Source organism: Streptomyces sp. MNU76, assembly GCF_020982545.1.
GTDB lineage: Bacteria > Actinomycetota > Actinomycetes > Streptomycetales > Streptomycetaceae > Streptomyces.
This window is the reverse complement of the sequence record NZ_JAJKLK010000019.1, coordinates 243,649-263,009: the sequence shown is the minus strand read 5'-3', so window position 1 is coordinate 263,009 and position 19,361 is coordinate 243,649. Positions and strand designations below refer to the sequence as shown.

17 protein-coding genes are annotated in these 19,361 nt (G+C 73.7%); 7 read left to right on the top strand and 10 right to left on the bottom strand.

What is annotated here, in order from left to right; genetic code table 11:
* Nucleotides 1-196: 196 nt before the first annotated feature.
* Nucleotides 197-553 carry a DUF1844 domain-containing protein gene (locus tag E4N62_RS27620; protein WP_184896195.1) on the top strand — a complete coding sequence of 119 codons (357 nt, stop codon included), beginning with the start codon at nucleotides 197-199 and terminating at the stop codon, nucleotides 551-553.
* Nucleotides 554-747: 194 nt separating this feature from the next.
* Here E4N62_RS27620 and E4N62_RS27615 read toward each other — a convergent pair whose 3' ends face one another.
* Nucleotides 748-1,479, bottom strand: coding sequence for an SseB family protein (locus tag E4N62_RS27615; protein WP_230219042.1), 732 nt, complete (start codon nucleotides 1,477-1,479; stop codon nucleotides 748-750).
* A gap of 149 nt (nucleotides 1,480-1,628) precedes the next feature.
* Between E4N62_RS27615 and E4N62_RS27610 the strand changes: the two genes are divergently transcribed.
* The gene (locus E4N62_RS27610; protein ID WP_230219041.1) at nucleotides 1,629-2,726 is read left to right on the top strand and encodes a class A beta-lactamase-related serine hydrolase; all 1,098 of its coding nucleotides are present in this window, start codon (nucleotides 1,629-1,631) and stop codon (nucleotides 2,724-2,726) included.
* Here E4N62_RS27610 and mycP read toward each other — a convergent pair.
* Together mycP and E4N62_RS27600 are read right to left on the bottom strand one after the other, a co-directional pair.
* Nucleotides 2,716-4,053, bottom strand: coding sequence for a type VII secretion-associated serine protease mycosin (gene mycP, locus E4N62_RS27605; RefSeq protein ID WP_230219039.1), 1,338 nt, complete (start codon nucleotides 4,051-4,053; stop codon nucleotides 2,716-2,718). The two genes, E4N62_RS27610 and mycP, sit on opposite strands and share 11 nt — an antisense overlap.
* The gene (locus tag E4N62_RS27600) at nucleotides 4,050-4,904 is read right to left on the bottom strand and encodes a hypothetical protein (RefSeq protein WP_230219036.1); all 855 of its coding nucleotides are present in this window, start codon (nucleotides 4,902-4,904) and stop codon (nucleotides 4,050-4,052) included. Before E4N62_RS27600 ends, mycP begins: the two co-directional genes overlap by 4 nt.
* Before the next feature lie 1,665 nt (nucleotides 4,905-6,569).
* On the opposite strand from E4N62_RS27600, the gene E4N62_RS27595 reads away from it, so the two are divergent.
* Entirely contained in the window at nucleotides 6,570-7,772 is a 1,203-nt protein-coding gene (locus E4N62_RS27595) for an amino acid deaminase/aldolase (protein WP_184896189.1), read from the top strand.
* A 72-nt stretch (nucleotides 7,773-7,844) separates the two neighbouring features.
* Here the strand turns inward: E4N62_RS27595 and E4N62_RS27590 are convergent, their stop codons facing one another.
* From E4N62_RS27590 to E4N62_RS27575, 4 genes are all read right to left on the bottom strand, one after another.
* Entirely contained in the window at nucleotides 7,845-8,771 is a 927-nt protein-coding gene (locus E4N62_RS27590; protein ID WP_230219034.1) for a DUF2510 domain-containing protein, read from the bottom strand.
* 103 nt (nucleotides 8,772-8,874) lie between these two features.
* The gene (locus E4N62_RS27585) at nucleotides 8,875-9,666 is read right to left on the bottom strand and encodes a 3-oxoacyl-ACP reductase (protein ID WP_230219030.1); all 792 of its coding nucleotides are present in this window, start codon (nucleotides 9,664-9,666) and stop codon (nucleotides 8,875-8,877) included.
* On the bottom strand, nucleotides 9,663-11,036 hold the full coding sequence (locus tag E4N62_RS27580; RefSeq protein ID WP_230219029.1) for an aldehyde dehydrogenase: 1,374 nt from the start codon (nucleotides 11,034-11,036) through the stop codon (nucleotides 9,663-9,665). The genes E4N62_RS27585 and E4N62_RS27580 overlap by 4 nt, the downstream gene beginning before the upstream one ends.
* Before the next feature lie 8 nt (nucleotides 11,037-11,044).
* Nucleotides 11,045-12,403, bottom strand: coding sequence for a glutamine synthetase family protein (locus E4N62_RS27575; RefSeq protein WP_230219028.1), 1,359 nt, complete (start codon nucleotides 12,401-12,403; stop codon nucleotides 11,045-11,047).
* A gap of 105 nt (nucleotides 12,404-12,508) precedes the next feature.
* On the opposite strand from E4N62_RS27575, the gene E4N62_RS27570 reads away from it, so the two are divergent.
* The 3 genes from E4N62_RS27570 to E4N62_RS27560 all read left to right on the top strand — a co-directional run bounded on the left by E4N62_RS27570 (nucleotide 12,509) and on the right by E4N62_RS27560 (nucleotide 15,563).
* On the top strand, nucleotides 12,509-13,255 hold the full coding sequence (locus E4N62_RS27570; protein WP_230219027.1) for a FadR/GntR family transcriptional regulator: 747 nt from the start codon (nucleotides 12,509-12,511) through the stop codon (nucleotides 13,253-13,255).
* Between the two features lie 124 nt (nucleotides 13,256-13,379).
* Nucleotides 13,380-14,819 carry an ethanolamine permease gene (eat, locus tag E4N62_RS27565; protein ID WP_230219025.1) on the top strand — a complete coding sequence of 480 codons (1,440 nt, stop codon included), beginning with the start codon at nucleotides 13,380-13,382 and terminating at the stop codon, nucleotides 14,817-14,819.
* 63 nt (nucleotides 14,820-14,882) lie between these two features.
* Nucleotides 14,883-15,563, top strand: a complete 681-nt coding sequence (locus E4N62_RS27560) for a gamma-glutamyl-gamma-aminobutyrate hydrolase family protein (protein ID WP_230219023.1) — start codon at nucleotides 14,883-14,885, stop codon at nucleotides 15,561-15,563.
* A gap of 237 nt (nucleotides 15,564-15,800) precedes the next feature.
* On the opposite strand, the gene E4N62_RS27555 is transcribed toward E4N62_RS27560, so the two are convergent.
* A complete protein-coding gene (locus tag E4N62_RS27555) occupies nucleotides 15,801-16,727 on the bottom strand; it encodes a LysR family transcriptional regulator (protein ID WP_230219021.1) in 927 nt (308 codons plus the stop codon).
* A gap of 204 nt (nucleotides 16,728-16,931) precedes the next feature.
* Here E4N62_RS27555 and E4N62_RS27550 point away from each other — a divergent pair, with 204 nt between their 5' ends.
* Nucleotides 16,932-17,993, top strand: coding sequence for a C4-dicarboxylate ABC transporter (locus E4N62_RS27550; protein ID WP_230219019.1), 1,062 nt, complete (start codon nucleotides 16,932-16,934; stop codon nucleotides 17,991-17,993).
* On the opposite strand, the gene E4N62_RS27545 is transcribed toward E4N62_RS27550, so the two are convergent.
* Both E4N62_RS27545 and E4N62_RS27540 read right to left on the bottom strand, forming a co-directional pair.
* Nucleotides 17,920-18,675 carry a helical backbone metal receptor gene (locus tag E4N62_RS27545; protein WP_230219017.1) on the bottom strand — a complete coding sequence of 252 codons (756 nt, stop codon included), beginning with the start codon at nucleotides 18,673-18,675 and terminating at the stop codon, nucleotides 17,920-17,922. The genes E4N62_RS27550 and E4N62_RS27545 overlap by 74 nt on opposite strands.
* Nucleotides 18,676-18,682: 7 nt before the next feature.
* Nucleotides 18,683-19,264, bottom strand: coding sequence for a helix-turn-helix domain-containing protein (locus E4N62_RS27540; protein WP_230219015.1), 582 nt, complete (start codon nucleotides 19,262-19,264; stop codon nucleotides 18,683-18,685).
* Between the last annotated feature and the right edge of the window lie 97 nt (nucleotides 19,265-19,361).

The following is a 19,361-nucleotide window of genomic DNA, read 5'->3' as shown; positions in this document are numbered from 1 at the left end:
GGGCCGCCTGACCGGGTGACCTGCCGTCCCGGAGGACAGTCAGGTGGGAGTGCGGAGCCTCCACTTGCGGGCCGGACACACAGGTGTCCAGCCGGTCGTTGACACAACCATACCGGGTTCAAACCTCCCGTGCCAATCGGGCCGCGGCGGACTCCCGCAGGTCGGGAGGTACGTGGCGGGGCCTATCGTGTGGGGCATGAGTGAGACCCCTCCTGAGAGCCCCGACTTCGACTCGATGACCCGCGACATCGCCGAGGTCCCCGCGGTCGAGGTGATCGTGACGGTCGCCGTCAACCTGATGAGCGCCGCCGCGGTGAAGCTCGGTCTGACCGAGGAGGGCGACAAGTACAAGGACCTGGACGAGGCCCGCAAGCTGGTCACCGCCCTCGCCGGTCTGCTGGACGCGTCCGCGACCGAGATCAGCTCCTTCCACGCGGCCCCGCTGCGCGACGGTCTGAAGTCGCTGCAGCTGGCGTTCCGCGAGGCGTCGCTCGTCCCGGACGAGCCGGGCCAGGGCCCGGGCGAGAAGTACACGGGCCCGATCTACGGCTAGGGGGTGTTTCGAAAGTCCCGCACAGCACCCACGGCGCCCGGCACGCACTCTCGCCGCACCGGCCGAAACCCCAAGTACGTCCAGTACGAGGGCTTTCGTCCGGCACGCCGAGAGCACGCACCGGACACCGCGGGCACCGCACAGGACTTTCGAAACCCCCCTAGGGCCGCCCTGGTCCCGGCCGTCCCCGAGGGCTACGCCCGTACGTACAGGGGCTCGCCCGGCGGGGTCGTCCCCGTCGGCAGCAGTGCCAGGTCGAGGCCGCGTACCAGGCGGGCCCGCAGTGTCTCGTCGGCGGCGATGCGCCCGGCGACGGCCTGCGCGGTCTCGGCCGGCGGCGCGGTCGCGTCGAGGACGAGGGCCAGGGTGCCGTCGGCCTGTCCGGGACCGAGGTGCGCGCGCAGCACGGCCGGCTCGGCCGCGACGGCGGCGCGTACGGCGTCGAGGACGGCGGGGTCCGCGAGCGGGTCGGTGGTGGTGCGTCCCTCGGCGAGCGCGAGCAGGGCCTGGCCGGTCAGCTCGTAGGGGACCGGGCCGGCCAGGTCGAGGACGATCGTGTCGGCCTTCTCGTGCGCGGCGGCCTGCAGGGCCCGGTGCAGCGGTACGGCGACGGGCCGGGCGACGGGGTCCCAGCGGGCGAGGCTGTCGGTGGAGGTGAAGGCGGGCAGCGCGGTGCGGTCGCCGGCCTTGAGGGTGGGCACCGCCATGTCGCTGGTCTTCTCGCGGCGCAGTCCGTTCTCGTCGGTTTCGACCTCGCCGAGCACGGCCACGACCGGCACGAGCAGCCGGGCGCCCTTGAGCGCTTCGAGGACGGGCCCCACGGCGGTCCGGTCGTCGGCCCAGGCGGCGAGCGCGGCGCTCAGCCGCGGGTCGGCGGAGCCGTCGTCGTCGGGGAAACCGGGGTCGGGAATGTTCTTGTTCGCCACGGTCGTCGACCCTATCGGGGGAAGTCTCCAGGGCGTTCGGCGGGCCGGAAACGTGACCGTCACCTCACTCACGGTTCTCTCAGCCATCCCTGACAAGCATCTAACAATCGCCTAACCACACGTACAGCGCGGCGCAGAACCATCACGGCATGCCCTGTCGCAGAGCCCGTCGCCGTGCCCGTCCGTCCGGGCGCCGTCCGCTCGTCCACCTCGCGCTCGCCTGCGTGGTCCTGGTGGGCGGCACGGCCGCGGGGACGGTGTTCATGAAGGCCCAGGCGCAGGACGGCGCCCCCTCCGCCGTTTCGTCGCCCTCCGCCGTATCGTCGTCCGCGGCCTCGGCACCCTCGTCGGCGGCCGCTGAGGAGGCTTCGGTGGAACCGGTGGCGGCGCCCGAGGTGGATCACGACGAACTGCTCGCGACGGCCATGGCGGAGGTGACCGTCGAGGACGGGGCCGCGATCTCCGTCGCCGTGCTCGACGTGGCGTCCGGCGACTCGGCCGGGTACGGGGACGCCTCGTTCGACACCGCGAGCATCGTCAAGCTGAACATCCTGGCGGCGCTGCTGCTCCAGGCGCAGGACGCGGACCGGCGGCTCACCGCGCAGGAGCGGACGTACACGTCGGCGATGATCCGCGACAGCGACAACGTCTCCGCGACAGCACTGTGGAAGGTCATCGGGCAGGCGGCCGGACTGGACGCGGCGAACGAGCGGTTCGGGCTGACGGCCACCGAGGGCGGCCACGGGCTGTACTGGGGCCTCACCCAGACCACGGCGGCCGATCAACTCGTGCTGCTGCGGCAGGTGTTCGGCGAGGACGACACCTCCGAGCTGAGCGCGGCCTCACGGGCGTACGTCCAGGATCTGATGGGACGGATCGCCGAGGGTCAGGACTGGGGTGTCTCGGCCGCGGCGACGGGTGGGGCCTCGGGGTCCGGCTTCGCCCTGAAGAACGGGTGGCTGCCCCGGACCGCCACCCGGTTGTGGGACATCAACAGCGTCGGCCGGGTCGAGCTGGACGGGCGGGAGTTCCTCGTGGCCGTGGTCTCCGACGGGCACACGACCAAGGCGAAGGGCGTCGCCGCGGTCGAGGCGGCGGCGCGGGCGGCCGTGTCGGTCTTCGCGGACCTGACGGGCACGGAGAGCACGACGGGCACGGAGAGCACGAAGGGCACGGAGAGCACGAAGGGCACGGAGAGCACGACGGAGGTGGCGGGCACGGCGGGTGCCGCAGGACTCAGACGATGAACTCGTCGGGGCGGCCGCGGCCCCGGCCGCGCCAGATCACCACCGCCGTGATCAGCAGGACCACACCGAGGCCGCCCGCGACCGGGGCCGTCCAGCCGGCGGTGGGGTCCTCCTCCTCGACCGGGTCCGGGCCGGAGCCGAAGTACTTTCCGGCGTACGACGCGGCCCTGAGGTCGTCGGGTTCGAGCTTGCCGCCCTCCTCGATGGCGGCGGCCGGGTCGACGAAGCCGAAGCCCCGGGAGTCGTCGCGACCGCCGACCGGCGCCTCGCGGGCGGTGTCCTCCAGGAGCCGTTTGACCTGGGCGGGGGACAGGCCCGGATGGGCCGCCCTGATGAGGGCGACGGCGCCGGAGACGAAGGCCGCGGCGGCGCTGGTGCCCCAGCCCTCGTAGTACTTGCGGTCCGGGTCGGCGATGACGACGTCCATGCCGGGGGCGCTCACGGTGGCGTACCAGCGGCGGGTGGAGAACGGGGCGCGGTCGCCGTCCTCGTCGACCGCGGTCACGGCTATCACGCCCGGGTAGGCCGCCGGGTAGGAGACGTGGTCGCCCTTCTCGCCGCCGTTGCCTGCGGAGGCGACGACGATCGATCCCTTCGCCAGGGCGTACTGGACGGCGGCGTCCTCGGAGGGCTCCGGGTGGGCGGACTCGGAGTCGTCGCCGAGGGAGAGGTTGATGACGTCGACGCCCTGGTCGGCGGCCCAGCGGATGCCGTCGGCGAGGGCGTTGCCACGGGTGCTGCGGGCCTTGGAGCGGGACGGGTCGCCGTCCTCCAGGATGACGCGGACGGGGAGGATCCTGGCCTCGGGGGCGATGCCGAGGACGCCTTCGGAGCGGTTCGCGCCGTGGCCGTGGCCGGCGATGATGCCGGCCATGGCGGTGCCGTGGCGGGCCCAGGAGCGGTCGCCGCGCGACGCCCCGAAGCCGACCATGTCCTTCGTCGGCAGGACGTTGCCGGCCAGGTCGGGGTGTTCGTCGTCGACGCCCGTGTCGAGCACGGCGACGGTGATCCCGGCGCCCTTGGTCGTTCGCCAGGCCTCCTGTGTGCGCATCGCGTCCAGCGCCCACTGCTGCTCCCGGATGCCGTCGGCGTGCGCTGCGGTGGACGGCAGGAGCGCGAGGGAGGCGGCGAGGGGGGCGCTGAGCAGACCGGTCCGCAGACGCCGAGGGCGACGGCGCCGCGGGCCGTGTCGTCGGCCGGCTGTGTCGGGGGCTTCGGTCCGCACCGGCTTCTCGGCCGTCCGCGCGGCGGCGACGGTTCCGGACGGCCCGTCCGGCCCGGCGGGTGCGGCGGGTGGTGCGGCGGTCTCGGGTTCGTCGGCTGTCATGAGGGCTGCTCCGTGGCGGACGCGGCGGTCTTGCGCAAGCCGCGTTCGATGCGGTCGGCGAGGCCCTTCGCCTCGTGGCCGAGGCCGGACTGGGCCGGGGCGGTGGTGGCGCCGGACTTCATCGCGTCCTCGGCGGCCTGCGGTTCGGTGACCGTACGGCCGTCCGCGAAGCCGGAGACGGCGTAGACGACCACCGGGACGTCGGTGAGGACGGAGATCGTCCACGAGGCACGCTGCTCGTCGCCGAAGCCGGCGGCGACGGTGCCCTCGGCGGCGTACGGGCGGGGCATCAGGTCGGTGCGGCGGTCGAGGCCTTCTTGGGTGAAGCGGGCCCTGAGTGCGGTCATGGCGGCCGCGTCCGTCCTGGTGAACAGCAGGCCGACCGTGGTGACGTTGCTGCGGGTCGCGTCGGTGTAGGTGGCACGCAGCAGCCGCAGACAGCCGACCGGGGCGAGGACCTTGCGCAGCAGCGGGTCGAAGGCGTCGGCGCAGCCACTGTCGGGCGCGACGGCGATCCGGGTCCAGGTGCGGTCGGTGCCACCGGGTCCGGCGCCCTCGCCCTGGACGGTGGGCGGGAACAATGCGTCGACGGGTACGCCGTGCCACAGCTCACCGGCCGCGGCGAAGGTGTCGCGGGCGTCGTCCGCCCCTGAGTCCCCGGTGAGCCAACTCCCGGCCGCCGCACCGCCGATGAGCCCGAAGCCGAGCACCACGCAGATGGCCACGGCAGCCGCGCGCGCCTTGGTGGGGCGGGGTCGGCGCCGCGCGTCCCGCGGCGCGGGCGGCGTCCAGGGAGAGGTGTCCGGCTGCGCGAATGTGACGAAGGGCCGCGCGGGAGACGTGCCGAGCACGCCGTCGATGGCCTCGGCCGACCGCCGCGAGGGGCTGGACGGGGCTGCCAGCCACTGGGGCGCTCGGGGGTGAGCGGGCGCGGCCTGGGCGTCCCCTCGGGGCCGGTCGCCCGGGCAGCGGACGCCGGAGGGTGGGGCCGGGGACGGGTCGGCGGTGCCGGGGCCGGTACGCGGTCGCGCGGCACGGACGTCGAGGGTTGTCCCTGCGGGCGTGAGGTCGAGTCGCGGGTGCCGGAGTCGCCGGGGCGGGACGAGCTGCCGTCGGAGCCCGGCCCGGCGGGACGAGCGGGACGAGGGGCGCGCCGTCGGCGGTGGCCCAGGACGGGCCGGTGGGCCGGGACGCACGGTCGCCGAGGGTCGCGCCCGAGTCGCCGGTCCGGGCACCCGGGGCCTGCGCGGAGGTGGGCGTACGCCGCCCGGTGGCGGGCCCGGCGGGCGGGGCGTCGGGGAAGCGCGCCGAGGCCGGGGGCGGGCGTCACTCTGGCGCCGGGCGGCCGACGGCTCGTCCGGGATGCGAGCGGAAGTCCTGGGCGGGCCGTCCGGGGTGCGAGCGGACGCTGAGGGCGTGCTCTCCGGGAAACGGGTCGCGGAGGGCGGCGGGGTGTCCAAGTGACGGGTCCAGGCCGCTCGTCGGTCGTTCGGGGAGCGGGCGGCACCGTGGGAGGGTCTCCGGGACGGGGCCTCCGCCGGAGGGGTGTCCTGGAAGCGGGCCGAGGCCCTGGGAGGCGTGTCCGGGAAGCGGGCCGAGGCCGCCGGGGGCGGGGGCGGCGTGGCTGAGGAGCCGGCGTTCTGGTTCGCGGTGCGCCGGAAGTCGGCGAAGCGCGGGTGTTCGGCGCGGCGCGGACCACCACCGTCCACGGCGGAACCCGGCCCCGCGCTCTGCTCGAACAGCTGACCGGAGCCTCGTGCGGGCGCGGAGCCACGCCCGTGGCCGCTCTGCCCCGAGTCACGTCCAAAAGCGCGACCGGCCGCCGGACCGGAACTTCGGGCACGGGAGGGTCCGGGCTCACCCTGGCTGCCGGAACTCCGGCCGCTCCCGGCGGAGTTCGGCCCCTCCGCCGTACCCGGGTGCCGTACGTCCGGGCCGCGCCCGGCGTCGACGCGGGCACCGAGGACGGGCGGGCGGGTGCTGGGCCGCGCGGGCACACCTGGCGTCGGCGGTCGCTGTGGGCTGCGTGGCACTTCGGATCCGCCAGTGGCGGACGGCGCGCGGTCGGGACGAGGCGGCGGCACCGATCGCGAACCTCCGGCGACGGAGTCCGTCGGGGTGTCCGGTGCGGGGGCGTCCGGTGTCGAGCCGCTCGGAGACGGGGCCGACGGGTCCTGGCCCGGGGTATGGAGGGGCGGGTGGGGCCGGGGGCGGGGGAATGGAGGCGCGGCGCGCTTCCGTGCTCATGCACCCCCCGTTTCCTCGTCCCTTGCAGACCCGGAGGTCGTCGTTTCCCGCAGACCCGAAGGTCGGCTTCTCCCGCAGACGCGAGCCGCCCGTCACCTCGGGCAAGCCATACCCGTGGCAGCGGATCGGCATCCCCGTCGAGGTCGTCCCTGCGTGCGCGTCACTCTACGGGTTGGCCCCGGTCGAACGGGAACCAGTCCCGCGGGACTGCGGCTTAAGCCCGGAACGTCCCTCTACCCTGCGGTAATCATGTCTGGCAGGCTTCGTGCATGACTGCGCGCGCCGCCGACCGGGCCCGGTACGACCGGGCCACAGCTCATCTCGACGCCCCGCTGGCGATCGTCGACCTCGACGCCTTCGACGCCAACGCCGACGACCTCGTCCGCAGGGCCGGCGGCAAGCCGATCCGCGTCGCGAGCAAGTCCGTTCGCTGCCGGGCACTGCTCGAGAGGGTCCTGGCCCGTGACGGCTTCCAGGGCATCATGTCGTTCACCCTCGCCGAGTCCCTGTGGCTGGCCCGTTCCGGGTTCGAGGACGTCCTGCTCGCCTACCCGTCGGCCGACCACGAGGCGTTCGCCGAACTGGCGGGCGACCCCAAGCTCGCCGCCGCGGTGACCGTGATGGTCGACGACCCCGCCCAGCTCCAGCTGATCGACAACTCCCGACGCGGCGGCACCGAAGTCGTCCGGGTCTGCCTGGAGTTGGACACCTCGCTGAAGCTGCTCGGCGGACGGGTCCGCGTCGGCGCGCGACGCTCCCCCCTGCACTCCCCCGCGCAGGTCGCCGACATGGCGCGCGCCGTGGCCGAGCGCCCGGGGTTCAAGCTGGTCGGGATCATGGCCTACGAGGGTCATATCGCCGGTGTGGGCGACTCGGTGGCCGGGCGGCCGCTGCGGTCGCGGGCGGTGCGCATGATGCAGGCCACGGCGAAGAAGGAGCTGGCCGCCCGTCGGGCCGAAGTGGTGCGGGCCGTCCGGCGGGTGGCGCCGGACCTGGAGTTCGTGAACGGCGGCGGCACGGGCAGTGTGCAGCACACGGCGGCCGAGGACGCGGTCACCGAGATCGGCGCGGGCTCCGGGCTGTACGTGCCTCGGCTCTTCGACAACTACACCTCGTTCACGGGGCGTCCGGCCGCGCTGTTCGCGATGCCCGTCGTACGGCGTCCGGGTGTCGGCGTCGTCACCGTCCTGGGCGGCGGCTACCCGGCCTCCGGCGCTCCCGGCCCCGACCGGCTCCCGGTGCCGTATCTGCCGGAGGGGCTGAAGTACGACCCGCAGGAGGGGCCGGGCGAGGTGCAGACCCCGCTGCTCGGCGCGCCCGCCGACGATCTGCTGCTCGGGGACAAGGTGTGGTTCCGGCACGCCAAGGCCGGTGAGCTGTGCGAGCGGTTCGACGTGCTGCACCTGGTGGAGGGCGACGAGGTGACGGCGAGCGTGCCGACGTACCGCGGCGAGGGGCACACCTTCCTGTAGCGCGGAGTGCGGCCGGGAGCCCCGCGCGGGTTCCCGGCCCCGTACCCGGGCGGGGCTCGGGCTGGACGGGCCTCACGAGGGGCCGAGGCTGCTGCCCACTCCCCCGCCCGTGTCGGCCTCCGCGTCGCCCGCAGGGCGGATGCCCCGGACGATCTCGTCGATGTCGTCGAGCGGCGGGCCGTCGTCGCCCGCGTCGAGGGCGAACCGGACCAGGACCGGGGCCTCGGAGCCGCTGCTGGAGGGGAAGACGAGGGACTGGACGTAGCCGCCGGCGCCGGCGCCCGTCGTCACCCGCCAGCGCACGTAGTAGCCGGCGCGGTCCGCGACGGCGACCGAGCCGGAGCCGACGACCTCGTGGCCGGTGATGCCGCCGTACGGCTGCTGGTCCAGGACGTCGCGGTCGAAGGCGTCGGCGGCGGCGTCCTCGATGTCCTTCTCGGCGAGGATCTTCGGGGAGGTCTCGTCGCTGCCGGTGACGGTCCGGGAGACGACGACGCCACCGCGGCACACACTGCCCTCGCCGGGGCAGTCGAAGGTGCCGTCGGTGACCAGGACGGCGTCCTCCTCACCGGACCGGTCGCCGTCCTCCCAGCCCTCGGGGATCGGGAAGGTGATGCCGTTGAGCTCGTCCGCGACGCGGTCGGCGTCCTCGGCGGGGGACGGGCCGGCGGACTCCGACGGGGAGGGGCTGTCCTTCCCGTCGGCCCCGGAGGTCGGGGACGCCGTGGTGGTCCGCGTCTCCTGCCCGCCGTCGCCGTCCTTGCCGAGGAGCAGGACACCGCCGGTGACCGCCCCGGCCACCAGGACGGCCCCGACGGCGGCCAGGGCCACGACCTTGGTGCGGCCGGGGCCCCGGCGCATGGGCGGCTGCGGCGGGAGCACCGGCGGGACGGGCTGTTCCGGCTGGCGCCGGTGGTCGGTCCACACGGTCCCGTCCCACCAGCGTTCGGTGAGCGGGTAGGACGGGTCGCGGTACCAGCCGGGCGGCGAACTGCTCATCCTGGCACTTTAATCACACCGACGGGTTCGGTGTTCCGGTCCCGGGACGGACCGCCCCGAGCGACGCCGGGACGGGCCGCCGGAGCGTCACCGGACGGGCCGCCTAGAGCGGGGTGACGTACGCGCCCGAGATACCGCCGTCGACCAGGAAGTCGGTGGCGTTCACGAACGAGGAGTCGTCGCTGGCGAGGAACGCGACGGCGGCCGCGATCTCGGTGGCCTCGGCGAACCGGCCGACCGGGATGTGCACGAGCCGGCGCGCGGCCCGCTCCGGGTCCTTGGCGAACAGCTCCTGGAGGAGGGGGGTGTTCACCGGCCCCGGGCAGAGCGCGTTGACGCGGATCCCCTCCCGGGCGAACTGCACGCCCAGCTCACGCGACATCGCCAGCACACCGCCCTTGGAGGCCGTGTACGAGATCTGGGAGGTCGCGGCGCCCATGCGGGCCACGAAGGACGCGGTGTTGATGATCGAGCCCTTGCCCTGGCGGCGCATGTAGGGGATCGCGGCCTTGCAGCACAGGTACACGGAGGTGAGGTTGACCTCCTGCACCCGCTTCCATGCCTCCAGGCCGGTCTCCAGGATGGAGTCGTCGTCGGGCGGGGAGATGCCCGCGTTGTTGAAGGCGATGTCGACGCTGCCGTAGGTGTCGAACGCCGCCTTGAACAGCGCGTCGACCTGCTCGGCGTCGGTGACGTCGACCTTGACGAAGAGCCCGCCGACCTCCTCGGCGACCGCCTTGCCGCGCTCCTCGTCGAGGTCGCCGCAGACGACGTGCGCGCCCTCGGCGGCGAGCCGGCGCGCGGTGGCGAGGCCGATGCCGCTGCCGGCACCGGTGATGACGGCGGTGCGGCCGACCAGGCGGCGGCAGATGTTCTCAGGGGACGTCGAGGTCACTGTGCGGGGCCTTCCGTGCTGATGAAGACGTTCTTGGTTTCGGTAAAGGCGGCGAGCGCGTCCGGGCCCAGCTCACGGCCGATGCCGGACTGCTTGAAGCCGCCGAAGGGGGTCCAGTAGCGGACGCTGGAGTGGGAGTTGACGGACAGGTTGCCCGCGCGGACGCCCTGCGAGACCCGCAGGGCGCGGCCGACGTCCCGGGTCCAGATGGAGCCGGAGAGGCCGTACGGGGTGTCGTTGGCGAGCCGGATCGCGTCCGCCTCGTCGGTGAAGGGCAGCAGGACGGCTACGGGTCCGAAGATCTCCTCGCGGGCGGCGGCGGAGTCGGGCCGCTCCCCGGTGAGGACGGTCGGCGGGAACCAGAAGCCGGGCCCGTCGGGGGCGCCGCCCCGCAGCGCGGTCGCCTCGTCGGGCACGAACGACCGGACGCGGTCCAGCTGTTGACGGGAGATCAGCGGGCCCATCTGGGTCTTCTCGTCGGCCGGGTCGCCCACCACCACGCCGGCCAGCGACTCGGCGAGCAGGCTCTGGACCTCGTCGTACACGGACTCCTGGACCAGGACGCGGGTGCGGGCGCAGCAGTCCTGGCCGGCGTTGTCGAGGAAGGAGAAGGGGTCGACGGCCCTCTTGAGGTCGGCGTCGGCGAAGACGATGTTCGGGCTCTTGCCGCCGAGTTCGAGGGTGACCTGCTTGACCTGGTCGGCGCAGAGTTCCATGACGCGCTTGCCGGTCCGGGTGGAGCCGGTGAACACGATCTTGGCGACGCCGGGGTGCTTGACGAGGGCCTCGCCGGTGATGTCGCCGCGTCCGGGCAGCACCTGGAAGAGGTGTTCCGGGAGCCCGGCCTCCAGGGCGAGTTCGGCGAGGCGCAGCGCGGTGAGCGGGGTGGTCTCGGCGGGCTTGAGGACGACGGCGTTGCCGGCGGCGAGTGCGGGTGCGGTGCCCCAGGCGGCGATCGGCATGGGGAAGTTCCAGGGCGCGATGACCCCGACGACCCCGAGCGGTTCGAGGATCGTGACGTTCATGCCGCCGGGCACCGGGATCTGCCGGCCGGAGAGTCGTTCGACGCCGCCGGCGGCGTAGTCGAGCAGGTCCCGGACGTTTCCCGCCTCCCAGCGGGCGTTGCCGAGGGTGTGTCCGGCCTCGCGGACCTCCAGGCGGGCGAGCTCCTCGATGTGGTCGTCGACCACGGCGGCGAAACGGCGCAGGAGCCGGGCCCGGTCGGCGGGGGCGACGGCGGCCCAGGCGTGCTGCGCCTTCTCCGCCCGGCGCACGGCGGCGTCGACGTCGTGCTCGGCGGCGCCCGCGACGGCGGCGATCACCTCCTCCGTCGCCGGATTGAGGACGTCCAGGATGTGGTGCTGGGACAAGGGATGCCTCACAGACGTTCGAAGGAGCGGCGCAGCTCCCAGTCGGTCACGGCGGCGTCGAAGGCCGCCAGCTCGACGCGGGCCATGTTCAGGTAGTGCGCGACGACCTCCTCGCCGAAGGCGGCCTTGGCGATGGGGCTGTGCTCCCAGAGCTCGGCGGCCTGGTGCAGGGTGGTCGGCACATGGTCGTACTCGGCGGTGTAGGCGTTGCCCGCGCACACCTCCGGCAGTTCCAGCTTCTGCTCGATGCCGTGGAGGCCGGCCGCGATCAGGCCGGCGACGGCGAGGTGCGGGTTGACGTCGCCGCCGGGGAGCCGGTTCTCGAAGCGCATCGAGCGGCCGTGGCCGACGACCCTGAGCGCGCAGGTGCGGTTGTCGTACCCCCAGGCCACGGCGGTCGGGGCGAAGGAGCCCGGCTGGAACCGCTTGTAGGAGTTGATGTTGGGGGCGTAGAGCAGGGAGAAGTCACGGAGGGCGGCCAGCTGTCCGGCGAGGAAGTGCCGCATGACCTGGGACATCTCCTGCCCGTCGGCCATGGCGTTGGTGCCGTCGGCGTCCGCGAGGGAGAGATGGATGTGACAGGAGTTGCCCTCGCGCTCGTTGTACTTCGCCATGAAGGTGAGCGAGACGCCCTCCTGCGCGGCGATCTCCTTGGCGCCGGTCTTGTAGATGGCGTGCTGGTCGCAGGTGACCAGGGCCTCGTCGTACTTGAAGGCGATCTCGTGCTGGCCGGGGTTGCACTCGCCCTTGGCGGACTCGACGGTCAGCCCGGCGGCCGCCATCTCGTTGCGGATCCTCCGCAGGAGGGGCTCGATACGGCCCGTCCCGAGGACCGAGTAGTCGATGTTGTACTGGTTCGCCGGGGTCAGGCCCTTGTAGCCGGCGTCCCAGGCCTGCTCGTAGGTGTCCTTGAAGACGATGAACTCCAGCTCGGTGCCCACGTTGGCCGTGTAGCCCAGTTCCGCGAGGCGCTCCAGCTGGCGGCGCAGGATCTGCCGGGGGGCGGCGACGACCGGGGAGCCGTCGTTCCAGGCCAGGTCGGCGATGAGCATGGCCGTGCCCTCGTTCCAGGGCACCCGGCGCAGGGTGGAGAGGTCGGGGCGCATGGCGAAGTCGCCGTAGCCGCGGTCCCAGGAGGACATCGCGTAGCCGTCGACGGTGTTCATCTCGGTGTCGACGGCGAGCAGGTAGTTGCAGCCCTCGGTGCCGTGGGCGAGCACCTCGTCGAGGAAGAAGCGCGCGGCGAACCGCTTGCCCTGAAGTCGCCCTTGCATGTCGGGGAAGGCCAGGACGACAGTGTCGATCTCACCGCCCGCGACGAGGGTGTGCAGTTCCTCGACGGAGAGCGGGGGGGTGTGGTCTGCCACGGGAAAGCCTCCTAGGGGCTTCTTCGGCCACCCCGGAGCCATTCAGCCATCCGGGAGCCATAAGGTATTACCCGTAACCATTAGTTGGGAAGGGGGAACGGTCACATGTCGCGGACAGGGGCGGAACCGGAGACTCCGTGGGCCGACGACCGACTGGCGTCCGTCCTGCGTCCGGTCCGGGCGGGCAACGGCTTCGAGGAGGCGCTGGAGCAGATCCTCCAAGTGGTCCGGCTCGGCCTGGTGCCCGGCGGCGAACGGCTGCCGGCCGAGCGCGAGCTGGCGGAGCGGCTCGGGATCAGCCGGGTGACGCTGCGCGAGGTGCTGAAGGTACTCCAGGACCAGGGCCTGATCGAGGCCCGGCGCGGACGGTACGGCGGAACGTTCGTACTGCCGCGCGCGGACACCCCGGGCGAGGACGAGCTGCGCCGGCGCCTGAAGGGCATCGACGTCGAGGACACGCTGCGCTTCCGCGAGGTCCTGGAAGTGGGCGCGGCGGGACTGTGCGCGGCGCACGGCCTGAGCGACGACCGGGCCGAGCGGCTGCGCGGGGCCCTGGCGCGCACCCACAACGCGCCGCTCACGGAGTACCGCCGGCTGGACACCCTGCTCCACCTCACCCTCGCCGAGCTGTCGGGCTCCCCCTCGCTCGCCGCCCAGTACGCGGGCGTACGCGCCGGGGTCAACGACCTGCTCGACTGCATCCCGCTGCTGGTGCGCAACCTGGAGCACTCGCAGCAGCAGCACACGGCGCTGGTGGAGGCGGTGCTCGACGAGGATGCCGAGGCGGCACGGGAGATCATGCGCGAACACTGCGCGGGCACGGCGGCGCTGCTGCGCGGCTTCCTGGGGTGAGGACGGATGTGACGGCCGGGCCAGGACCTGATGGATTTACGACCGCGTAACGCAGGGGTATTGCTTTTCGGCCACCCCTCCCACAAAGGTATGGATCCATTCCTTTGAGTGGGGAGAGTGCGTCATGTCCCTGAAAGCCACCGACACCGCCGACTCGGCGGACGACTACCTGGAGCGCCGGACGCTCCGCCGGGGCAGCGCCGGCTGGGTCCTGCTGACCGGTCTCGGCGTCGCCTATGTCGTCTCCGGCGACTTCTCCGGCTGGAACCTCGGCCTGGCGGAGGGCGGCTTCGGCGGCCTGGCGGTCGCCACGGTGCTCATGGGCACCATGTACGCCTGTATGGTCTTCGCCCTCGCCGAACTGTCCGCGATCCTGCCGACGGCGGGCGGCGGCTACGGCTTCGCACGCCGTGCGCTCGGCCCGTGGGGCGGCTTCCTGACGGGCACGGCGATCCTGATCGAGTACGTGCTGGCCCCGGCGGCCATCGTGATCTTCATCGGTGACTATGTGGAGTCACTGGGTCTGTTCGGCCTGGAGTCCGGCTGGCCGGTCTACTTCGCCTGCTTCGCGATCTTCATCGGCATCCATCTCTGGGGCGTCGGTGAGGCGTTGATCGCCAGCTTCGTCGTCACCGGCATCGCCGTCTTCGCCCTGATCGTGTTCGCCCTGGGCGCGCTGCCCGACTTCAGCGTGTCCGCGCTCGACGACATCCCGGTGGACACCGGCGCGTTCGGCGCGAGTTCCTGGCTGCCCATGGGGCTGCTGGGCATCTGGGCGGCGTTCCCGTTCGGCATGTGGTTCTTCCTGGGCGTCGAGGGTGTGCCGCTGGCCGCCGAGGAGACCAGGGACCCGGCCCGCACCCTGCCGAAGGCCATCCGCTGGTCGATGGGTGTCCTGGTGGTGCTGGCGGTGATCACCTTCGTCGCCGCGGCCGGGGCGCGTGGCTCCGCCGCCATCCAGGACGCCGGCAACCCGCTGGTCGAGGCGCTCCAGCCGGACGGCGAGGCCACGGCGCTCAGCCGCTTCGTGAACTACGCCGGTCTGGCGGGCCTGGTGGCCTCGTTCTTCTCGCTGATCTACGCGGGATCGCGCCAGCTCTTCGCGCTCTCCAGGGCCGGCTACCTCCCCCGGGTCCTGTCCCTCACCAGCGGCCGCAAGGCCCCGTACCTGGGGCTGCTGGTGCCGGGCGCCATCGGTTTCGCGCTGGCCGCCGCGACCGGGGACGGCGGCCGGATGCTGAACATCGCCGTCTTCGGCGCCACCATCAGCTACGCGCTGATGGCCCTGTCGCACATCGTGCTGCGCCGCAGGGAGCCGGGTCTCGAGCGGCCGTACCGCACGCCGGGCGGGGTGCTGACCTCCTCGGTCGCCCTCGTCCTCGCGTGCTCGGCGCTGGTGGCGACGTTCCTGGTGGATGTGACGGCGGCGTTCATCGCGCTCGGCGTGTACGCGGTCGCGGCGGCGTACTTCGGGCTCTACAGCCGCAAGCACCTGGTGGCGAAGGCGCCGGAGGAGGAATTCGCGGCGCTGGCCGCTGCCGAGGCAGAGTTGGCGCGGGACTGAGCGTCGCGTTCCACTGGTTGCGTGGGGCGTGACGTTCACGGCTCGCACGCGTGAGGAGCAAGTGTGACCAGGCCGTTGATCGGTGTGAGTACGTATCTGGCAGACGCGCGCTGGGGCGTCTGGGAGCTGGAGGCGGCCCTGCTGCCGGTCGGCTACCCCCGGCTCGTGCAGGCGGCCGGCGGCATGGCCGCGATGCTGCCGCCGGACGACCCGGCGCACGCCGCCGGGGCGGTCGCCCGCCTCGACGGCCTGGTCATCGCGGGCGGGCCCGATGTGGACCCCGCCCGCTACGGCGCCGAGCGGTCCCCGCGCTGCGGCCCGGCCGCGCCCGAGCGCGACGCGTGGGAGCTGGCGTTGATCCGGGCGGCGCTGGACTCCGGCACCCCGCTCCTCGGCATCTGCCGCGGCATGCAGCTGCTGAACGTCGCCCTCGGGGGCACGTTGATCCAGCACATCGACGACCACGTGGCCGGGATCGGTGTCTTCGGCCGCCACGCGGTGAAGCCCGTCCCGGGCACGCGCTACGGCGACCTCGTCCCCGAGGAGACGGACGTGCCGACCTACCACCACCAGGCCGTGGACCGCCTGGGCACCGGCCTGCTGGCCTCGGCCCACGCCTCCGACGGCACGATCGAGGCCATCGAACTGCCCGCCCCCGCCTGGGCGTTGGGCCTGCAGTGGCATCCGGAGATGGGCGAGGACGTACGGGTGATGCGAGCGCTGGTGGAGACGGCGACGCCCTGAGCGGCCGCCGCCCTCGCCCCGCCGCCCCTGCCCGTCCCGTCCTCGCAAGGGGCTGCGCCCTTCGACCTCCACACGTCCGTCCGGTGAGGGCTGGTCGCGCAGTTCCCCGCGCCCCTGAAGAGGCGGGGCTGCGCCCCGACCTTTTTCAGGCCGCAGGGCCTGAATCCTTCAGGGGCGCGGGGAACTGCGCGAGAAGCCCCCACCGGACCCGCACCCGACAGCGCCCCCCCGGCGCGGTCAGGCGGCCGTCGGCCCCCGCGTGAGGCCGAGCAGGTCCCGGGCCGGGCCCGTCGGGCGGTGGCCCGTCGGCCAGACCGCTCGTAGGGCGCGCCGCAGACGGACGCCGTTCACGGGGACACGGACCAGACGGCGGGCGGAGAGTTCCTCACCGAGGGCGAGTTCGCTGAGCACCGCCGGGCCCGCGCCGCTCAGCGCCGAGGACTTGACCGCCGTGGTGGAGGAGAGCTCGATGAGGGGCCGGGCCAGGCCGCCCAGGGCCGCCTCCAGGACCTGCCGCGTACCCGAGCCCTTCTCCCGCAGGATCAGCGGCGTGGAGGCCAGCTCCGTCGCCTCCAGGGGTTTGCGACGACGCGCCCAGGGGTGACTCGGCGCGGTCACGACGATCAGGTGGTCGTGCGCTATCACGGCCGCGTCCAGCCCGGCCGGCACGGTCGGCCCCTCGACGAACCCCAGGTCGGCCTCGTCCGCGAGCAGCCGCTCCGCCACGACCGTCGAGTTGCCCGCGAGGAGCGAGACCGCCGTGTCCGGGCGTGCGGCGCGCAGCGCGATGAGCCAGCCGGGCAGCAGGTACTCGGCGATGGTCATGCTCGCGGCGACCCGGAGCCGGGAGTCACGCCGGTCCCGCAGCGCCTGCGCGCCCGCGTCGAACGCCTCGGCCGCCTCCACGATCCGCCGGGCCCAGTCGGTGACGAGCGCCCCCGCGTCGGTGAGCCGGGACCCGCGCGGTGACCGGTCGACCAGCGCCACCCCCAGCTGTCGTTCCATCGAGCGGACACGACTGCTCGCGGCGGGCTGGGTGATGCCCAGCTCCCGCGCCGCCCGACCGAGCGAGCCCAGCCGGGCCACGGCCAGCAGCAGTTCGAGTGCCCCGAGATCCGGCACCCGGTGGGCCAGCCCGCCCCGCTCCCCGTTCGTCTCGCTCATAACCCAAGCTTATGCCCCCATACAACCGGACTCCCTGGTGGGCCCCGCACGGCGGCGGGACGCTCGGCGCATGGCCACCGCAGTCCGCCCAGCCCGTCCGTCCACGCCCCTCCGCACCCCCGCCCCCGTCCGGATACGCGCGCGTCCCGCCCGCTCCCGTTCCCCGCCCTGCGTCACCTCGGCCCGAACTGGTACGCCCCGGTCATGGGCACCGCCATCGTCGCCTCCGCCGGTGCAGGACTCCCCCTGGACCTCCCGGGTCTGCGGACGGCCTGCGCGGCGGTGTGGGCGCTCGGCCTCGTCGCCCTGGTCGCCGTCCTCGGCGCGCGCGCCCTGCACTGGACCCACCACCGCGACCAGGCCCGCGCCGACCTTCTGGACCCGGCCGTGGCCCCCTTCCACGGCTGCCTCGCCATGGCCCTGCTGGCCGTCGGCGGCGGTGCCCTGGTCGTCGGCCGCGACTGGATCGGCGCGCGGGCGGCCGTCGCCCTGGACGTCGTGCTCTTCTCCGCCGGAACGGGCGCGGGCCTCGTCGCCGCCGTGGGCGTGCCGTATCTGGTGATCGTCCGGCATCGGATCGACGCGGACCGGGTCACTCCGGCCCTGCTGCTCCCCCTCGTCGCCCCGATGGTCTCCGCCGCGCTCGGTCCGCTGCTCGTGCCGCACCTGCCGCCAGGACAGGTCCGACAGACGTTGTTCTTCGGCTGTCTCGCGCTGTTCGGACTGAGCCTGCTGGCCACGCTGCTCGTCCTGCCGGCGGTGTGCGGCCGGCTCGTCACGGCAGGGCCGTTGCCGCTCGCGCCGACGCCGAGCCTGTTCCTGGTCCTGGGGCCGCTCGGGCAGTCGACCACCGCCGTCGGCAACCTCGCCGACGCGGCCCCCGGCGCCGTAGCAGCCCCGTACGCGCACGCCTTCACCCCGTTCGCCGTCCTCTACGGCGTCCCCGTCCTCGGCTTCGCGCTGCTCTGGCTCGCGCTCGCCGCCGCCCTGGTCGTCCGTGCCCGACGGCGGGGCATGGGGTTCTCGATGGCCTGGTGGGCGTTCACCTTCCCGGTCGGCACCTGTGCGACCGGCGCGACGGGACTGGCCCGGCTCACGGGGCTGATCGCCCTGGACGTCCTCGCCGTCGCGCTGTACGCGCTGCTGCTGGCCGCCTGGGCCACGGCCGCCGTCGGCACCGTGCGCGGTCTGGTCAGCGGAGGGCTGCTCGCAGCGCCGCGTCCAACACCCGCGGAGCCTCGGCCAGCGACGGCCCGTACCAGGTGAGGTGCCGACCGCTGAGCAGCGCGCAGGGCAGCCCGCCGAACGCCTCGGGGCCGTCGTCGGCGGTGAAGCGGTACGGCTCGTCGGGCAGGACCACGACATCGGGCGCGGCGGCCCGCAGCTCCTCCACGGGGATCCGGGGATAGCGCTCGGCGTGCCCGGCGTACAGATGGTCCACGCCCAGCCGGGCGAGCACGTCACCGGCGAAGGTGTCCCGGCCGAGGACCATCCACGGCCTGCGCCAGACGGGCACGACGGCGGTCGTCCTGCGGCCGGGCGTCAGCGGACCGTCCGCGGCGGCGGCCGGCGGCCGGGACCACGCCGACTCCGCCTCGTCCAGCCAGCGCGGCCGGGACCGGGCCCCGCAGGCACGCAGCACCCGGTCCAGTTCGGCGAAGGCGCCCGGCACGTCCCGTACCTCGGTGACGAGGACCTCGACTCCCGCCTCGCGCAGGGCGGCCAGGTCCGCCTCGCGGTTCTCCTCCTCGTTGGCGATCACGAGGTCGGGGGCGAGACGGGCGATGTCGTCGGTCCTGGGGTTCTTGGTGCCGCCGATCCGGGCCACGTCGAGATCACCTGGGTGGGCGCACCAATCAGTGGCGCCGACCAGCACGCCCGGCAGCGAGACCGCGACGGCCTCCGTGAGTGACGGGACCAGGGAGACGACCCGGGGGAGGGAACCCACCGTGCTCTCACGCGCCCTTGCGGTGACGGTCCTCCAGGGCCTCGATGTGGTCCGCGACGGCGACCACGATCACCCTGGTCTCGGGCTCGGTGGCCCGCCAACGGTGCCGTACGCCACCGGACATGTACAGCGTGTCACCGCGTCCGAGGCGGTGGGCGCGGCCCTCGGCCTCGACCTCGACGGCGCCGTCGACGACGTACATCAGCTCGTCGTTGCGGTGCTGGACCTCGCGGCCCTCGTCGTGGTCGCCGGTGAACTCCATGGCGTGCAGCTGGTGGTGCCCGCGCACCAGGGAGCGCGAGCAGGCGTGGGGAGGCGTGAAACCGTCCTCGTCGGCGGCACGCACCACGTCGACACTGCACGCCGGATCGGCCGCGGCGAGGAGTTCGACGGCGGTGGTGCCGAGGGCGTCCGCGATGCGTTCCAGGGAGGGCCTGCTGGGGCGGGCCCGTTCGTTCTCGACCTGGCTGAGGAAGGGAACCGACAGACCGCTGCGCTCGGCCACGGCGGCGAGGGTGAGCTCCTGTGCCCGGCGCCGCCGCCGAACGGCCGCGCCCACCCGAAGGGGCTGTTCTTTGTGGTCGCCCATCGCTCCGGCTCCCTCCTTCGCTCGTCGGTCGGCTCGCGGACACCCACCCGGGCGGGCCCGCGAACGCTCACTGGTCCGGTTACGGATGCCCACCCGT

Excerpts from the sequence above, each read along its gene's own strand:
- E4N62_RS27620 (WP_184896195.1), top strand. The coding sequence starts at position 197 with ATGAGTGAGACCCCTCCTGAGAGCCCCGACTTCGACTCGATGACCCGC.
- E4N62_RS27610 (WP_230219041.1), top strand. The coding sequence starts at position 1,629 with ATGCCCTGTCGCAGAGCCCGTCGCCGTGCCCGTCCGTCCGGGCGCCGT.
- mycP (WP_230219039.1), bottom strand. The coding sequence starts at position 4,053 with ATGACAGCCGACGAACCCGAGACCGCCGCACCACCCGCCGCACCCGCC.
- E4N62_RS27595 (WP_184896189.1), top strand. The coding sequence starts at position 6,570 with ATGACTGCGCGCGCCGCCGACCGGGCCCGGTACGACCGGGCCACAGCT.
- E4N62_RS27590 (WP_230219034.1), bottom strand. The coding sequence starts at position 8,771 with ATGAGCAGTTCGCCGCCCGGCTGGTACCGCGACCCGTCCTACCCGCTC.
- E4N62_RS27570 (WP_230219027.1), top strand. The coding sequence starts at position 12,509 with ATGTCGCGGACAGGGGCGGAACCGGAGACTCCGTGGGCCGACGACCGA.
- eat (WP_230219025.1), top strand. The coding sequence starts at position 13,380 with ATGTCCCTGAAAGCCACCGACACCGCCGACTCGGCGGACGACTACCTG.
- E4N62_RS27555 (WP_230219021.1), bottom strand. The coding sequence starts at position 16,727 with ATGAGCGAGACGAACGGGGAGCGGGGCGGGCTGGCCCACCGGGTGCCG.
- E4N62_RS27550 (WP_230219019.1), top strand. The coding sequence starts at position 16,932 with ATGGGCACCGCCATCGTCGCCTCCGCCGGTGCAGGACTCCCCCTGGAC.
- E4N62_RS27540 (WP_230219015.1), bottom strand. The coding sequence starts at position 19,264 with ATGGGCGACCACAAAGAACAGCCCCTTCGGGTGGGCGCGGCCGTTCGG.